Here is a 15,343-nt window from a genome sequence, read left to right as displayed (position 1 = left end):
CGCCTCAGGGCGTCAGCGGAGGCCGAACGCGCGGGTCAGCGTCTGGGTGACGCCGTTGCCCTCGCTGTCCGTGACCGACGTGCGCAGCGTGACGAACCGTGCGCCCTTCGGCGCCGCCAGCCGGCCCGACCACGCGCCGTGGTCCCGCGTCAGAGCCAGCGTGCGCCACGTGGCGCCGTCGTCGTACGACACCTCGACCGTCGGCCGACCCACCGTGGCCGCGATGCCCGTCATGTGCGACGGCGTCACGGACAGCCGGGCCGAGCGAGCGGCACGCCCCGCGGCGTCGGTGTCGACGGCGTAGTCGAGCTGGACGAGCGGCAGCGGCTCGGCGGCGTCCGGGCCCGACGCGCTCGACGTGAACGTCCACTCCGTGTACGTGTGCGTCGAGTACGTGCCGGTCCAGTCCGCCCGGTCGTTGTCCACCACCACGCGGTACGGCAGCTCCTCGTCGGCCAGGCCGGTGACCGGCAGAAACTCCGCGTTGCCCCAGAGCAGCTGGGTGTCGCCCTGGTAGAGCGCCGCCCAGTTGCGCACGTCGGTGTTGCCGCCGCCGGTCACGCCGACGTGCCCGGACCCGGAGTCGCCCCAGCCCGGCACCGCGACGTACATCTGGTCGAGGTAGCGGATCGGCTGCAGGTCCAGCTCGCCCATGCGGGGCCGCAGGATCGGCCCGAAGAACGTCACCTCGCTCGTCGTGCGGGGCTCGTACGTCAGCAGGTCGATCGCCGTCTGGCTCATCTCGCCCGGCAGGTGCGCGCTCTGGGTCCAGGTGGTGTCCGCGTCGACCCAGTCCGTGCGCTCGCCCTGCGCGGGCGCCGGGAGCTGGTTGCCCGCGGTCCAGCCGTGCCAGAGGTCGAACCGCGACTCGAGCGCCGGACCCGGCTCGTCGTGCAGGAACGCGACGTCGACCCGCGCGAGGTCCCGCTTCGACGACGTCCACGTCGGCCGGGCGGGCACGCCGCCCTCCCAGTGGTGCACGACGTCGTACGCGTACTCCGTCGTCGGGCTCGACGTCACCGTGACCGCGGGCCGGCGGCCGTCGAGCGACCGCTCCAGCCGGTCACCCTGACCGGAGGTCAGCGTGGCCACGGTCAGCGGCGCGGGGCCGCCCGGGATCCACGGGGCCTCGTCCCACGGCGCCAGGCGGCCGACGCCGTCGTGCACGACGAGCAGGAGGCGCGCCCCGGCGTCGGCGGCCGCGTCCGCGAGCGGCGCGACCTCCTCGACCGTGCTCGCGTGCGCCACGACGGCGCTGCCCTTCACCGCGGGCGGCTTCGGCCCGTGGCCCGGGCCGCCATTCGCCGCCTGCGCGAGGTCGGCGACGCCGTCGACCTCGACCACCGGCAGCGTCCGCCGCCCGGCGGGCAGCGGCGCGGAGCCACGCTTCACGCGCAGGTCGCCCAGCTCGGTGCGCCCCGCGTCGATCGTGAGCGCGGGCTGCTCCAGGCGGAGCCACGTGCCGAACTCGAACAGGCCGTCGGTCGTCTCCCGGTCCGTGGGCAGCGCCCACAGGCTGTCGTACTCCGCCCCGGGGAAGTTCGAGCTCGCCGTCAGCCCGCCGTTCGGGTAGGAGCGCAGGATGTCGAGCCGCATCGCGGCGGGGTCGGTCTCCTGCGGCACGACGGCCTCGACCTGGACCGCCTCCCGCGCGTCCAGCACGACCGAGCGGTCCTCGCCGAGGTCCACGTCGACGAAGCTGAGCAGGGCCGCGCCGCGCGAGCCCGGCCCGTGGGCGCCCTCGACGTCGACGGTCAGCCAGCCGCTGTAGCTCGCGACCGGCAGCTCCAGCGAGGCCGTGCCGGTCTCGTCGAGGTCGGCACCCGCGAAGATCTCGTCCGAGGTGATGACCAGCTTGCCGCTCGCCGGCCGCCCCTCGTCGTCCTTCACGGTGACGGTGAGGGTCTGCCGCTGCCCCTCGCGGCTCGCCCCCGTCAGCGTCCGGGCACGCACCGTGCCGGTGCCGTCCGTCGCCACGACGCGCGCGTCGAGCACCGCCTCGGCCGGCAGGAGCGACAGGTCGGCCGTGAGCTCCACCGACGCCGTGCCGTGCGCCGGCACCGTGACCGAGTCCGCGGACAGCGCGAGGAAGCCCTCGGGCACCGGCCCGTCGATCGTGAGGTCCAGGTCGACCGGCTCGTCGCCCAGGTTGGTGTACGTGATCGGCTTCGACTCCGGCCCGGTCGGCTCCTCGCTCCACGCGTGGACGCCGAACCCGGCGGTCGCGGTGCCGAACACCGTCGCGCCGACGGCGGCCACGGCGTCGACGCGGCCGCTGCCGGTCTCGTACGCGGTGAACTCCGGCGTGGCGGCCGCCGTGCTGACGATCGCCTCCTTGATCTGCTCCGCCGTCCAGTCCGGGTGCTCGGCCGCGACCAGCGCCGCCGTGCCCGCGACGTGCGGGGCGGCCATCGAGGTGCCGCTCATCGTCACGTAGTCCCCGGAGCCGCGCACGAGCTGCGAGCGGGCCGCGAGGATGTCGACGCCGGGCGCGCTGACCTCCGGCTTCATGCCGCCGTCGAGCGCGGGGCCGGTGCTGGAGAACTCGGCGAGCGCGTCGGAGGAGTCGACGGCGCCCACGGTGAGCGCCGAGTCGGCGATCGCCGGCGTGCCGATCGTGCGCGGGCCCGAGTTGCCCGCCGCGGTGACGAACAGCGCGCCGGTCTCGGCCGTGAGCTCGTCGAGCGCGACCGCCATGGGGTCGTCCACGCCGGCGGGCGCGCCGCCCAGGCTCATGTTGATCACACGGGCGTCCTGGTCGCGGGCGGCCCACTCCATGCCGGCGATGATCCAGGACTCCTGGCCCCGGCCGTCGCTGTCCAGGACCTTGCCGACGTGCAGCCGCGCGCCGGGCGCGACGCCCCGCTCGACGCCGCCGGACGCGGCGCCCGTGCCGGCGATCGTCGACGCCACGTGCGTGCCGTGGCCCGCGTAGTCCTCGATGAAGCTCTCACCCTCGACGAACGTCTCCGCCGCGGCCATCTGGTCGGCCAGGTCGGGGTGGTTCGGGTCGATGCCGGAGTCGAGCACCGCGACGTCGACCCCCTCGCCGGTGTTGCCGGCGGCCCACACCTCGGGTGCGCCGATCTGGGCGGTCGACTCGGCGAGGTCGGCGGTGACCGGGCCGTCGAGCCAGACCTTCTCGATGCCGTGCGCGAAGCCGGGCTCGCCCGTGCCGCGGGCGCCGGCCTCCGGCTCGGTGAGGTCGGCCCAGAACGCGGCCGCCTCGTCGCGGTCGGCCGTGACGGCCGCGCCGTCGACGCTCGGCAGCGCGCGCACGACGTCGGCCCCGTCGAGCGGCTCGGCGGCGCGCGACCGTGCCGCCGCCGCGGAGTACCGGACGATCAGCGGCAGCGTGTCGGCGGCGTCGTACCCGTGCTCGAGGAGCCGGGTGACGTCGAACAGGCGGTCGTCGAGCGCGCCTGCCGTCACGTAGGACAGCGCGGCGTCCGGGTAGACGTAGGTCCGGCCGTCCCGCACGGTGCGGGTGTAGGACGCGGGGGCGCCGTCGGGACCGGCGACGTTCGTGACGGTCGTGCCGTCCGCCGTCGTCGCGACGGTGACGGTGTCGCCGGTGATCAGCGTGACGCTGCGCGAGCCGGGGGCCGACGGCGGGAACGCCGCCGTCGTGCCGCCCGGCGCGCCGGGGCCGCCCGGGGTGGTGGGTACCGCGGCCGTCGCCGACCCGGCACCGACCGCCAGGGCGGCCGTCACTCCTGCGGCGACGAGCCCCCGGACAGGGGTGGAGATGGAGAGCACAGAAGTCCCTTTCGAGAGAACGTGCCCATTTCCTAACCGGGGGTGCCGGACCGGTGGGTTTCGCGGAGGTTACAGAGGGTCGGAATCCTGGCCGATACCGGTCAGGTGGCAGGTTCCGGACGACAGTCGGCCGGTCGCGGCGGCGTCAGGCGGCCTCCGCCGTCCCCTCCGCGAGCTGCCGCACCCGGTCGACGTCGGCCCCGGCCCGGACCAGGACGCGCCGGGCGGGAGAGCCGTCGTCCCGGGTCAGCCCCAGCAGCACGTGCCCGCCGGTGATCTCCCGCGAGCCGAGCCGCACGGCCTCGCGGAGCGCGAGCTCGAGTCCTTTCCTGGCGTCGGGCCGGAAGGGGACCTGCCGGCGCCGTCGCCGCAGCATCCGGCGGGCGCGGGTCAGCGCACCCTCGCCGAACGAGGCCTCGGTGCGCCGCTCCACCTCGGCGAGGTCGATGCCGACGCCGGCCAGCACCTCGGCGTCGAGCGCCTCGCCCTCCGTGATGCTCGCGCGGGCCCGCGCGCCGACGTCGGCGGGGTCGAGGCCCGCCCCGCTCAGCGCGTCGCGGGCCGGACCGGGCCGCTCGGCGAGCGCGACGAGCAGGTGGCGGCCGTCGATCTGGTCGCTGTGGGTCTCCATGGCCACCTGGAGGGCCTCGGTGACGGCGGCCCGGGCGTCCTTCGTGAACTTCTCGAACATCAGATCCTCCGGTTGTACTTCTTGTGCACCGCCTGCCGGGAGACGCCCAGCGCGTCGGCGACGTCCTGCCACGACCAGCCGAGCCGCCGCGCGCGCTCGACCTGGAGCACCTCGAGGCGGTCGGCCAGCTCGCGCAGGGCCCGGACGGCGCGCAGGCCCTCGGCGGGGTCGTCCCCGGCGGCGGATGCGGCGAGTGCTTGCTCGGTCATGTGTCAACCATGGTTGACACACCGGGCTGTTGTCAACCATGGTTGACAACGGTGTGGTGACCGCCACGCGGACAGGCGCGGAATACCGCCGCTTCGTTCGGAAGCACCGGCGATCCAGGGCTACGCTGTACCGGGATGTCTTGACGTCGAGACATCGCTTCAGCCGGGCTCCGGGCGACACGACGTCCGAGCCGCATCCCGATGGAAGGACGCAGCAGGGTGGACCTGTTCGAATACCAGGCGCGCGACATCTTCGAGAAGCACGGCGTGCCCGTGCTGGGCGGGGTTGTCGCGACGACCCCCGAGGAGGCTCGCGAAGGCGCCGAGAAGCTGGGCGGCGGTACTGTCGTCGTGAAGGCCCAGGTCAAGACCGGTGGGCGCGGCAAGGCGGGCGGCGTGAAGCTGGCCCACTCGCCGCAGGAGGCTGCCGAGAAGGCCTCCGAGATCCTCGGCATGGACATCAAGGGCCACACCGTGCACCGCGTGATGATCGCCCAGGGCGCCAAGATCGCCGAGGAGTTCTACTTCTCCGTGCTCCTGGACCGGTCCAACCGCAACTACCTCGCCATGTGCTCCGTCGAGGGTGGCATGGAGATCGAGCAGCTCGCCGTCGAGCGCCCCGAGGCGCTGGCCCGCATCGCCGTCGACCCGGCCGTCGGCATCGACGAGGCCAAGGCCGCCGAGATCGTGGACGCCGCCGGCTTCGCCGAGGACGTCAAGGCGAAGGTCGCGGCCGTCATCCAGCAGCTCTGGACGGTGTTCAAGGCCGAGGACGCCACGCTGGTCGAGGTGAACCCGCTGGTCCGCACCGAGGACGGCGACATCGTGGCCCTCGACGGCAAGGTCACGCTCGACGAGAACGCCGGCTTCCGCCACGCGGACCACGCCGAGCTCGAGGACTCCGCCGCGGCCGACCCGCTGGAGGCCAAGGCGAAGGAGAACGACCTCAACTACGTCAAGCTCGACGGCGAGGTCGGCATCATCGGCAACGGCGCGGGCCTGGTCATGTCGACCCTCGACGTCGTCGCCTACGCGGGCGAGAAGCACGGCGGCGTCAAGCCCGCCAACTTCCTCGACATCGGCGGCGGTGCCAACGCGCAGGTCATGGCGAACGGTCTCGACGTCATCCTGAACGACGAGCAGGTCAAGTCGGTGTTCGTGAACGTCTTCGGCGGCATCACCGCGTGCGACGAGGTCGCGAACGGCATCGTCGGCGCGCTCGACATCCTCGGCGACGAGGCCTCCAAGCCGCTGGTCGTCCGCCTCGACGGCAACAACGTCGAGCTGGGCCGCCAGATCCTGAACGAGCGCAACCACCCGCTCGTCACCCTCGCCGACACCATGGACGGTGGCGCCGACCTCGCCGCCGCCAAGGCTGCCGCCGCCTGATCGCCCGCTGAAGACTTCGAAAGCAGAGACTCCACAACAATGTCGATCTACCTGAACAAGGACTCGAAGATCATCGTCCAGGGCATCACGGGCGGCATGGGTGCCAAGCACACCGCCCTGATGCTGGACTCCGGCGCGCAGATCGTCGGCGGCGTCAACGCCCGCAAGGCCGGCACCACGGTCACGCACAAGGACCAGGCGGGCGAGGACGTGACCCTGCCGGTGTACGGCACGGTCAAGGAGGCCATGGCCGAGACCGGTGCGGACGTCTCCGTCGTCTTCGTGCCCCCTGCCTTCACGAAGGACGCGTGCATCGAGGCCATCGACGCGGGCATCGGCCTGCTCGTGGTCATCACCGAGGGCGTGCCGGTCCAGGACACGGCCGAGGTGTGGTCGTACCTCGACGGCAAGCAGACCCGCATGATCGGCCCGAACTGCCCCGGCATCATCACCCCGGGCGAGTCGCTGGCCGGCATCACGCCGCACACCATCACGGGCAAGGGCCCGATCGGCCTCGTGTCCAAGTCGGGCACGCTGACCTACCAGATGATGTACGAGCTCAAGGCCTTCGGGTTCTCGACGGCCATCGGCATCGGCGGTGACCCGATCGTCGGCACCACGCACATCGACGCGCTCGAGGCCTTCGAGAACGACCCGGAGACCAAGGCGATCGTGATGATCGGCGAGATCGGCGGCGACGCCGAGGAGCGTGCCGCCGCGTACATCAAGGAGCACGTCACCAAGCCGGTCGTCGGCTACGTCGCGGGCTTCACCGCCCCCGAGGGCAAGACGATGGGCCACGCGGGCGCGATCGTGTCCGGCTCGTCCGGCACCGCGGCCGCCAAGAAGGAGGCCCTCGAGGCCGTCGGCGTCAAGGTCGGCAAGACGCCGTCCGAGACCGCTGCGCTCATGCGCGAGATCCTGCAGTCGCTCTGATCTCGCTCTGACAACGAGGCCCCTCGCCCCGGCCGCGCCGGGGGGAGGGGCCTCGTCGCGCGGCGAACCGGGCTTTTACCCCAGACCGTCCCGCCAGATCCATACCCGACCGTGATATCCGGTCAGGTTCACCCGGGGCGCGCCGAGCCAGGTCCCCCGTGTGACACGCGGCAGCGGGTGAAGATGAGGGCGTGAGTGCGCCACCCCGACCGACCACCGCCCCTCGCGCCCCGGGCGCCCGGACGAGCCGTCCGGCGAGCAGGCCGGCCGCCCGGCGGAGCCGGCTGGTCGACGAGCCCGCCCCGCCGGCCGGGCCGTCGCCCCTCGCCCAGCTCGTCACCGGCGTCCTCGCGTCGGCGCAGGCGCTCGTGCTGTCCCTCGCCGTCGTGGTGCTGCCGGCCGTCGTCGCCTACCTCGTCGGGACGGCGGCCCAGGCCGCCCCCGCCGACGGCGCCGCGGACGCCGTGCAGGTCCGCTCCGCCGTCGAGATCGCCGCGGGCCTGTGGCTCCTCGGGCACGGCGTGCCGCTCACCGCCGACGACGTCACCGTCTCCCTCGCCCCGCTCGGCATCGCGGTGCTCGCGCTGTTCACCGTCTACGCGTCGGCCAAGCGGTTCGCGGTGACGACCTTGCGCTGCTGGGCCGCAGGCACGCTCGCGTACGCGGCGGGCACGACGGGCGTCGCTCTCCTCGCCGGCAGCGCGCCCGGCTGGTCGCTCGCCCTCGCGGCCGTCGGCGGGCTGGTCCTGGGCGGGCTCGGCACCGGCCTGGGGCTCCTCGCCCGCCCCGGTGCGCCGGGACCCGGCACCCTGGGCGAGCGCGCGGAGGCCTTCGCCCTGCGCCGCACGGGCCGGGACCTCGTCCCCGCGACGCTCCGGCTCGGCCTGCGTGCCGGGACGCTGGCGACGGCGCTGCTCGTGGGCGCGTCGGCCCTGCTCGTCGTGGCGTGGGCGGTGGCGGGCCGGGCGACGTCGTCCGACATCATCACCGCCCTCGAACCCGGCTGGACCGGCGGCATCGTGTTCGCCGTGGCGCAGCTCGCGCTGCTGCCCAACCTGGTGCTCTGGGCGGCCTCCTGGCTCGCCGGGGCGGGCTTCGCGGTCGGCGAGGGCACGAGCTTCACGCCGTTCGGCACGATCTCCGGACCCCTCCCGGCGATCCCGATCCTCGGCGCGCTGCCGGGCGAGGACTGGGCCAACGCGGTCAGCGCGTGGGCGCCGGTGCTCGTGGTCGCGTGCGGTGTCGCGGCCGGGCTGTTCGCGTGGCGGCGCCTCGAGCCGGAGCTGGTGCGCTGGCCCGACGTCGCCTGGGTGCTCGCCGGCGTGCTCCTCACGCCCGGCGTGCTCATGCTGGCCGGGCAGTGGGTCGCCGCGGGTGCGGGCGGGCCGGGGCGGTTGTCGGAGGTCGGCGCGAACCCGCTGGCGTCCGCGGGGCTCATCGCCGGGGAGGTGGTCGCAGGGGCCGTCGCGGTGCTGGTCGGCGCCAAGGTGGACGCCTCGGGTGTGCTCGAGCGCGTGCGGGACCGCGCGGAGGACGCGCGGCACACCGTCGGCGTCGGGGGCCTGTTCGGCGCCGCTGACGGCGGGGAGCCGGACGGGGCCGCCGACGGTGCAGGGCCGGGCGGGCGCGCCGCGGGACCGGGCGGGGGCGGGGGCGATGCGGAGGGCGCGGCGTCGGACCGGACGCCGGGCGCCGACGAGGCTCCCGGGTTGGCCGCGCTGGACGAGGGGGGAAGCGGCTCGGCCGCCCCGGACGTCGCGGCGGGAGCCGACGAGGCGCACGCCGACTGACCCCGCCGGCCCGGCCGCCCGGCGGTCAGCTCTCCGTCGACGCCGGACCGAGCCGTCGGCGTGGAGGTCGGCCCGGTCGGCGCCGGAGACCACGGGCCCCGACGACGTAGGCTGTTCGCCGTGCAGACGCCCTCCGGTCACTCCGTCGAGTCCAGCTCCGCCAAGCGCCTCGTGGTCCTCGCCTCGGGCGGCGGCTCCAATCTCGCGGCCCTCCTCGCGGCGCACGGCGACCCGGCCTACGGCGCGCGCGTCGTCGGCGTCGTCTCGGACCGGCCCGACGCCGGAGCGCTCGACCTGGCGCGGGACGCCGGCGTCGCGTCCGCCGTCGTCGCCATGAAGGACTTCGAGGACCGCACGGCCTGGAACGCCGGTGTGCTCGAGGCGGTCTCGGTGTTCCAGCCCGACTACGTGGTCCTGGCAGGGTTCATGCGCATCCTGGCGCCCGAGGTCGTGCGGCGCTTCGAGGGCCGCATGATCAACACGCACCCCGCGCTGCTGCCGAGCTTCCCGGGCGCGCAAGGCGTCCGCGACGCTCTCGCCCACGGCGTCAAGGTCACCGGCTGCACGGTCCACCTGGTCGACGACGGCGTCGACACCGGCCCGATCCTCGCCCAGGTGGCGGTCCCCGTGCAGGACGGCGACGACGAGCCGACCCTCACCGAGCGCATCAAGGTCGCCGAGCGCGCCCTGCTGGTGGAGACGGTCGGCCGCGTCGCCCGCGAGGGCCTCTACGTCACGGGCCGCCGAGCCACGATCGGCCGCTGACCGCGGGCGTTGCTCGCCGTCCCTCCTCCTCGTCTTTGAACCCGATGTTGCTCGGCTTTGGGTGCCTTCAAAGCCGAGAAACATCGGGTTCAAAAGTGGGTCGGTGTGCGGTGCTCGACGCGTGCTGGAGGCGGTTGTCCACAGGGCGGTGCTCTTGATGGGTGATGGTGGCTGATGGGCGCCACACTAGGGCGGTGCGTCCCCTCAAGCCTCTGCCGGTCACGGTGGACATCATCGCTTCCCGGCAGGAGCGGCTCGTCTCCGGCAGGCAATTGGACGAGGCCGGCGTCGACGCGGACTGGCGGTACCGCCTGGTTCGGCAGGGCCGCCTGATCCGAGTGACCCGAGGGGTGTTCGACACGGATGTCGTGCCTGCGTCGCAGCGGTCGGGCCAGGTTCGCTGGACCACCTGCGCCGGCGCCCGGCGTGGGTCGGTCTGCTCGCCGGCGGTCCGGGGTCGACCGCCGTCGGCCTGTGCGCGCTGGCTCTGTACCGGGTGCAGGGACTGCCGCGGACGATCCGCCCCGAGGTCGTGCCGCCGGATGGGCGGTGGCGACGGGATCGCGACGGCGTCACGTTCCGCACGGTCAGCACAACGGCCGCGACGCGGTTCGCGGGGGACTGGCAGATCGCGAGTGTCATCGATGCGCTGTCGCTCGGCATCGGGCAGATGTGTCGGGAGGACGCCGTCGCGGTGATGGACGATCTGCTGCGGACGCGGGCCGCGACCCCCGTGGAGCTCGCCCAGGCGCACGACCTCGCGCGCGGCCACCGCGGTATCCAGGCTGCGCACCCGTGGTGGCAGCTTGCCGACGGGCGGGCCGAGTCGCCGCTCGAGTCCCGGGCACGGCTCGCGTGCCTGGACGCCGGCATCGGGCCGGACGCTCTCCAGCTCGACATCCTCGGGTCTGGTGGTGCGCACCTGGGCCGGATCGACCTGGCGTGGTTGCTACCGGACGGCACCTGGCTGCTCGTCGAGATCGACGGCGCGGCGGTGCACGGTGCACCGGACGCCGTCTACCGCGACAGGGCGCGGCAGAACGGCCTCGTCACGGCGGGCGGGTCGCGCCTGCTGAGATTCACCGCCCGCGATGTCCGGACGTCGATGGCCGGGGAGATCGCCGCCCTGTTGCGCGCCGCGGGGTGGCGGCCCGGCCGCTACCCGGACGACGGCAAACCGGTACGCCTCGGTGTGCCGACTATCGCGCCCGGTCGACTTTGAACCCGACGTTTCTCGGCTTTCGAGGCCCTCAAAGCCGAGAAACGTCGGGTTCGAAGTGGGGTGGGGATCATCCACGGCCGGACGGTCGGCTGGGCCACGTCGTTGCTCGGCCTGGCGGGCCGCGCCTCAGGATGGCGCGACCGCCCGCCGGACGGCGTCGCGCAGGAGCGCCCGCCGTCGGTCGTGGTCCGCCGCGTCCTCGCCGGGGTGCGCCGCGTACACGGTGCTCACGGGCGACCAGGCCATGGACATCGAGATCACCAGGGTCATGACGTCGAAGGGGTCGCCCTCGCGCACGACGCCGGCCTCCTGGGCGGCGGCGATGGCGGCCAGCTTCTCGGCGTCCTGCCGGTCGGACTCGTCGACGAGGTAGCCCTGCGGGCGGCGCTCGAGCCGGGTCCAGGTCGCCAGCCGCACGATGTCGGGGTGCGCGAGGTACTCGTCGTAGAGGCGCACCGCCCAGCCGGGCAGGTCGTACGCGTCGATCGTGGCGAGGTCGATGATCTGCCGGAACGACTCGGCGAGCACGGCGTCGAAGAGGGCGTCCTTGGTGCCGAAGTAGCCGTAGAGCTGCGCCTTGTTGGTGCGGGCGGCGCTCGTGATCCGCTCGATCCGGGCGCCGGCGAACCCGAACTGGGCGAACTCGGCGTACGCGGCCTCGAGGATGCGGTGCCACGTCGCCGCGCCGCGAGCGGTCGGGGGCTTCCTGTCGGGCACGTGGCGAGGATACCCGCCGACCCGCTTGCCGGGCGGGGCCGGGCTGCCGTAGTGTCCAAACAGACAGAACAGTCTGTTTGTTTGAGGGAGTCAGTCTTGCGCACCACCAGCGCCTACGGCGCACAGGGTTCCGAGGAGGAGCTCACGCTCCGCACCGTCGAGCGCCGGGACCTGCGCCCGGACGACGTCGCGGTCCGCGTCACGTACTGCGGCGTCTGCTACACCGACGTGTCCTCCCTGCACGCCCACGAGGGTGACGGGCTGCTCGTCCCGGGCCACGAGTTCGTCGGCGAGGTCGTCGGCGTCGGCGACGCCGTGACCCGGTTCGTCGTCGGCGACCAGGTCGCCGTCGGGAACATCGTCGACTCGTGCGGCACGTGCGCCATGTGCCGCGCGGGGCAGGAGAACTTCTGCGAGGAGTTCCCGACGCTGACCTACGGCGGCCGTGACCGGCACGACGGGTCGACGACCCTCGGCGGGTACTCGGGCGAGTACGTGGCGCGCGAGGACTTCGTCTACCACCGGCCCACGAACCTCGACCCGGCGGCCGTGGCCCCGCTGCTCTGCGCCGGGGTCACCGTCTGGGAGCCGCTGCGCCGGTGGGCTGCCGGGCCGGGCATGACCGTCGGCGTGGCCGGGCTCGGGGGGCTCGGGCACCTCGCGGTGCGGCTCGCCGCCGCGCTGGGCGCACGCGTCGTCGTGCTCACCCGCACGCCCGGAAAGGCGGACGACGCCCGCGCCCTCGGGGCCGACGACGTCGTGGTCACCACCGACGACGCCGACCTCGCCCGCGCCGCCGGCACGATCGACCTGCTCCTCGACACCATCTCGGCGCGGCACGACCTCGGGCAGCTGCTGCGGCTCGTCGCCCTGGACGGCACCCTCGTGTCGCTCGGCTGGCTCGGGCCCGTCGAGCTCGAGACCCTCGACCTGCTCATCGGCCGCAAGAGCCTCGCCTCGGCAGGCAGCGGTGGGCGCCCGCGCACGCAGGAGCTCCTCGACTTCTGCGGCGAGCGCGGCATCACCGCCGACGTCGAGGTGCTGCCCTCGGCGCAGGTGTCGACGGCGCTGCGCCGGCTCGCCGCGAACGACGTGCGCTACCGGTTCGTGCTCGACCTCTCCGACCTGCCGGCCGCGTGACGCCGGGGGCCGTCGGGCGGACGGCCCGGCGGCCCCGACCCGTCGCCCGCTAGACTGCCCCCGGCCGTGACTGGCGAGGGTGGTGCACCACCGGGGAGCGGCCGAGCGACCCGTGATGCGCGCCGCCCGCCTGGGTGCCAGGGTTTTCCGCGAAGCTACCTCCGAGGAGAACCGCCATGTCCGGCGCCCCGTCCACCCCTGACGTCCAGCTCACCGACGACTCGCAGCGCCCCGTGCGGCGCGCGCTGCTCAGCGTCTACGACAAGACCGGCCTGGTCGAGCTCGCCACCGCGCTGCACGAGGCCGGTGTCGAGCTCGTCTCCACCGGCTCCACCGCGTCGCGGATCGCCGACGCGGGCATCCCCGTCACCCCCGTCGACGAGCTCACGGGCTTCCCCGAGTGCCTGGAGGGCCGCGTCAAGACGCTGCACCCTCGCGTGCACGCCGGCATCCTCGCGGACACCCGCAAGCAGGACCACCTCGACCAGCTCGCGCAGCTCGACATCGCGCCGTTCGAGCTCGTCGTCGTCAACCTCTACCCGTTCGCCGCGACCGTCGCGTCGGGCGCCGGGCCGGACGCCGTCGTCGAGCAGATCGACATCGGCGGACCGTCCATGGTCCGCGCCGCGGCGAAGAACCACCCGTCGGTCGCCGTCGTCGTCGACCCCGCGCGGTACGACGACGTCGTGACCGCCGTCCGCGCCGGGGGCTTCACGTACGCCCAGCGCAAGGCGCTCGCGGCCGCCGCGTTCGTGCACACCGCGACGTACGACGTCGCGGTGGCGTCCTGGATGGGCTCCGTCGTGTCGCCGACCGACGTCGTGGACGGCGCCGACGGGCCCGTCTCGACCGGGTTCCCCGCCTGGATGGGCGGCACCTGGGAGCGCGCCGACGTGCTGCGCTACGGCGAGAACCCGCACCAGCGCGCCGCCCTGTACACGCGCGGCGACGGCGCCTCCGGGCTCGCGCAGGCCGAGCAGCTCCACGGCAAGGCGATGAGCTACAACAACTACGTCGACGCCGACGCCGCGTGGCGCGCCGCCTGGGACCACGAGGAGCCCGCGGTCGCGATCATCAAGCACGCCAACCCGTGCGGCATCGCCGTCGGCGAGGACGTCGCCGCCGCGCACGCCAAGGCGCACGCGACGGACCCGGTGAGCGCCTACGGCGGTGTCATCGCGGCCAACCGCACGGTGACCGCCGCGGCGGCACGGCAGATCGCGCCGGTGTTCACCGAGGTCGTCGTCGCCCCGGCCTTCGAGCCCGAGGCGCTCGAGATCCTCCGGGCCAAGAAGAACCTGCGCCTGCTCGTGGTGCCGCAGGCGCCGTCGGCCCCGGTGGAGACCCGGCCGATCTCCGGTGGCCTGCTCGTGCAGGCGACCGACCGCTTCCAGGCCGACGGCGACGACCCGGCGAGCTGGACGCTGGCCACCGGCGAGGCCGCGTCGCCCGAGGTGCTCGCCGACCTCGCGTTCGCGTGGAAGGCCGTGCGGGCCGCGAAGTCGAACGCGATCCTGCTGGCCAAGGACGGCGCGGCCGTCGGCATCGGCATGGGCCAGGTCAATCGCGTGGACTCGTGCCGGCTGTCGGTCGAGCGCGCCAACACGCTCGCCGAGGGCGAGTCGGGCCCGGTCGAGCGCGCGCGGGGCGCCGTGGCGGCGTCGGACGCGTTCTTCCCGTTCGCCGACGGTCTGCAGGTGCTGCTCGACGCCGGCGTGACCGCCGTCGTGCAGCCGGGCGGGTCGATCCGCGACGAGGAGGTCGTCAAGGCGGCCGAGGCCGCGGGCATCACGATGTACCTCACGGGCACGCGGCACTTCGCGCACTGAGACTTCGCGCACCGAGGCGGCTCGGGCTCCGAGGCAGCCCCGGCGGCCAGGTTCAGACCACCGCGTCCTTGAACTTGGCCGCCGGGTCGAGCGCCCGCTCCAGGTCGACCTGGAGCGGCACCGCCCGGTTCATCAGCTTGCGCACCTGGCCCACCTCGCGCGGCGAGTCGACGAGCAGGACGGCGCGCACGGTCGCCACCCGGTGGCCGTCCGCCGTCTGCCGCGGGTGCCGGTCGAGGGCCTGCTCGAGGTAGAGCACGGCCCAGCCGCCCGCCGACGCCGGGTCGCCGCGCAGCACCACCTCGTCGAACGGGGACGGCACGCCGAACAGCGCCAGGTCGTGCCCGAGCTGCTGCGAGAAGACGTACGGCGCGTGCGTGGCCACGGGCGCGAGCCCCAGGCGGGCGCGCACGTGCTCGGGCTCGGCCGCGCGCTCGTCGAGGCCCAGCAGGGCACGGACCGTGGGCTCGGGGTCGTGCAGCGCCGCGGACCAGTGGCCGCCCGGGACCGGCCCGAACACCGGGTGCTCGCGCGTCGCGACGTCGCCGACCGCCCACACCCGGCGCAGGGCGTCGAGGTGCAGGTGGCCCGCCGGGTCGGTCGGGGCGTGCAGGCCCATGAACCGCCCGGCGCGGTTGACCCGCAGGCCGCCGTTGGACTCGAGCGGCAGCGAGCCCGCCAGCCAGCCCGACGCCGGCCGCGCGCCCACCGCCGCGAGCACGAGGTCGCCGTCGAGCGTGCGCCCGTCGGCCAGCACGGTGCGGGCGCCGTCGGGTGCCGGGAGCACCTGGTCGACGGCGGTGTCCGTGAGCAGGGTGACCCCCGCCTCCGCGTACCACGGGGCCAGCAGGCCGCCGACCCGCCGGCCGAGCTGCCGCCCGAGCGGCACCGGGCCC

At 74.3% G+C, this 15,343-nt stretch carries 12 protein-coding genes and 1 riboswitch; of the genes, 7 read left to right on the top strand and 5 right to left on the bottom strand.

Going from position 1 to position 15,343, the window contains the following annotated elements:
* Positions 1 to 12: 12 nt before the first annotated feature.
* From HLB15_RS08385 to HLB15_RS08375, 3 genes are all read right to left on the bottom strand, one after another.
* Positions 13 to 3,759, bottom strand: a complete 3,747-nt coding sequence (locus HLB15_RS08385) for a S8 family serine peptidase (RefSeq protein ID WP_171104847.1) — start codon at positions 3,757 to 3,759, stop codon at positions 13 to 15.
* Between the two features lie 145 nt (positions 3,760 to 3,904).
* On the bottom strand, positions 3,905 to 4,450 hold the full coding sequence (locus tag HLB15_RS08380; protein WP_171104846.1) for a Clp protease N-terminal domain-containing protein: 546 nt from the start codon (positions 4,448 to 4,450) through the stop codon (positions 3,905 to 3,907).
* Positions 4,450 to 4,659, bottom strand: coding sequence for a helix-turn-helix domain-containing protein (locus HLB15_RS08375; RefSeq protein ID WP_171104845.1), 210 nt, complete (start codon positions 4,657 to 4,659; stop codon positions 4,450 to 4,452). Before HLB15_RS08375 ends, HLB15_RS08380 begins: the two co-directional genes overlap by 1 nt.
* Positions 4,660 to 4,878: 219 nt before the next feature.
* On the opposite strand from HLB15_RS08375, the gene sucC reads away from it, so the two are divergent.
* From sucC to HLB15_RS08350, 5 genes are all read left to right on the top strand, one after another.
* Positions 4,879 to 6,048: an ADP-forming succinate--CoA ligase subunit beta gene (gene sucC, locus HLB15_RS08370; protein ID WP_171104844.1), complete on the top strand. Its 1,170-nt coding sequence runs from the start codon at positions 4,879 to 4,881 to the stop codon at positions 6,046 to 6,048.
* Positions 6,049 to 6,087: 39 nt separating this feature from the next.
* Positions 6,088 to 6,984: a succinate--CoA ligase subunit alpha gene (gene sucD / locus HLB15_RS08365; protein WP_171104843.1), complete on the top strand. Its 897-nt coding sequence runs from the start codon at positions 6,088 to 6,090 to the stop codon at positions 6,982 to 6,984.
* Positions 6,985 to 7,175: 191 nt separating this feature from the next.
* Positions 7,176 to 8,774, top strand: a complete 1,599-nt coding sequence (locus HLB15_RS08360; protein ID WP_189086892.1) for a cell division protein PerM — start codon at positions 7,176 to 7,178, stop codon at positions 8,772 to 8,774.
* Positions 8,775 to 8,894: 120 nt separating this feature from the next.
* A complete protein-coding gene (gene purN, locus HLB15_RS08355) occupies positions 8,895 to 9,539 on the top strand; it encodes a phosphoribosylglycinamide formyltransferase (protein ID WP_171104842.1) in 645 nt (214 codons plus the stop codon).
* Positions 9,540 to 10,236: 697 nt separating this feature from the next.
* Positions 10,237 to 10,761 (top strand): putative endonuclease domain-containing protein, encoded by a 525-nt coding sequence (locus HLB15_RS08350; RefSeq protein WP_171104841.1) that lies wholly within the window; start codon positions 10,237 to 10,239, stop codon positions 10,759 to 10,761.
* A 126-nt stretch (positions 10,762 to 10,887) separates the two neighbouring features.
* Here HLB15_RS08350 and HLB15_RS08345 read toward each other — a convergent pair whose 3' ends face one another.
* Complete coding sequence (locus tag HLB15_RS08345; RefSeq protein WP_171104840.1) at positions 10,888 to 11,478, bottom strand: TetR/AcrR family transcriptional regulator; 591 nt, start codon at positions 11,476 to 11,478, stop codon at positions 10,888 to 10,890.
* Between the two features lie 96 nt (positions 11,479 to 11,574).
* Here HLB15_RS08345 and HLB15_RS08340 point away from each other — a divergent pair, with 96 nt between their 5' ends.
* Together HLB15_RS08340 and purH are read left to right on the top strand one after the other, a co-directional pair.
* Positions 11,575 to 12,618 (top strand): NAD(P)-dependent alcohol dehydrogenase, encoded by a 1,044-nt coding sequence (locus HLB15_RS08340; RefSeq protein WP_171104839.1) that lies wholly within the window; start codon positions 11,575 to 11,577, stop codon positions 12,616 to 12,618.
* 56 nt (positions 12,619 to 12,674) lie between these two features.
* A riboswitch (ZMP/ZTP riboswitch) is annotated at positions 12,675 to 12,761 on the top strand.
* Between the two features lie 33 nt (positions 12,762 to 12,794).
* Positions 12,795 to 14,447: a bifunctional phosphoribosylaminoimidazolecarboxamide formyltransferase/IMP cyclohydrolase gene (gene purH, locus HLB15_RS08335; RefSeq protein WP_171104838.1), complete on the top strand. Its 1,653-nt coding sequence runs from the start codon at positions 12,795 to 12,797 to the stop codon at positions 14,445 to 14,447.
* Between the two features lie 52 nt (positions 14,448 to 14,499).
* Here the strand turns inward: purH and HLB15_RS08330 are convergent.
* Positions 14,500 to 15,343: FAD-dependent oxidoreductase (locus HLB15_RS08330; RefSeq protein WP_171104837.1), on the bottom strand; the 844-nt coding region annotated here is incomplete at its 5' end.

This window comes from Promicromonospora citrea, from assembly GCF_013004695.1.
Classification (GTDB): domain Bacteria; phylum Actinomycetota; class Actinomycetes; order Actinomycetales; family Cellulomonadaceae; genus Promicromonospora; species Promicromonospora citrea.
Note: the sequence above shows the minus strand (reverse complement) of the source record. Positions and strands in the feature narration are given on the sequence as shown.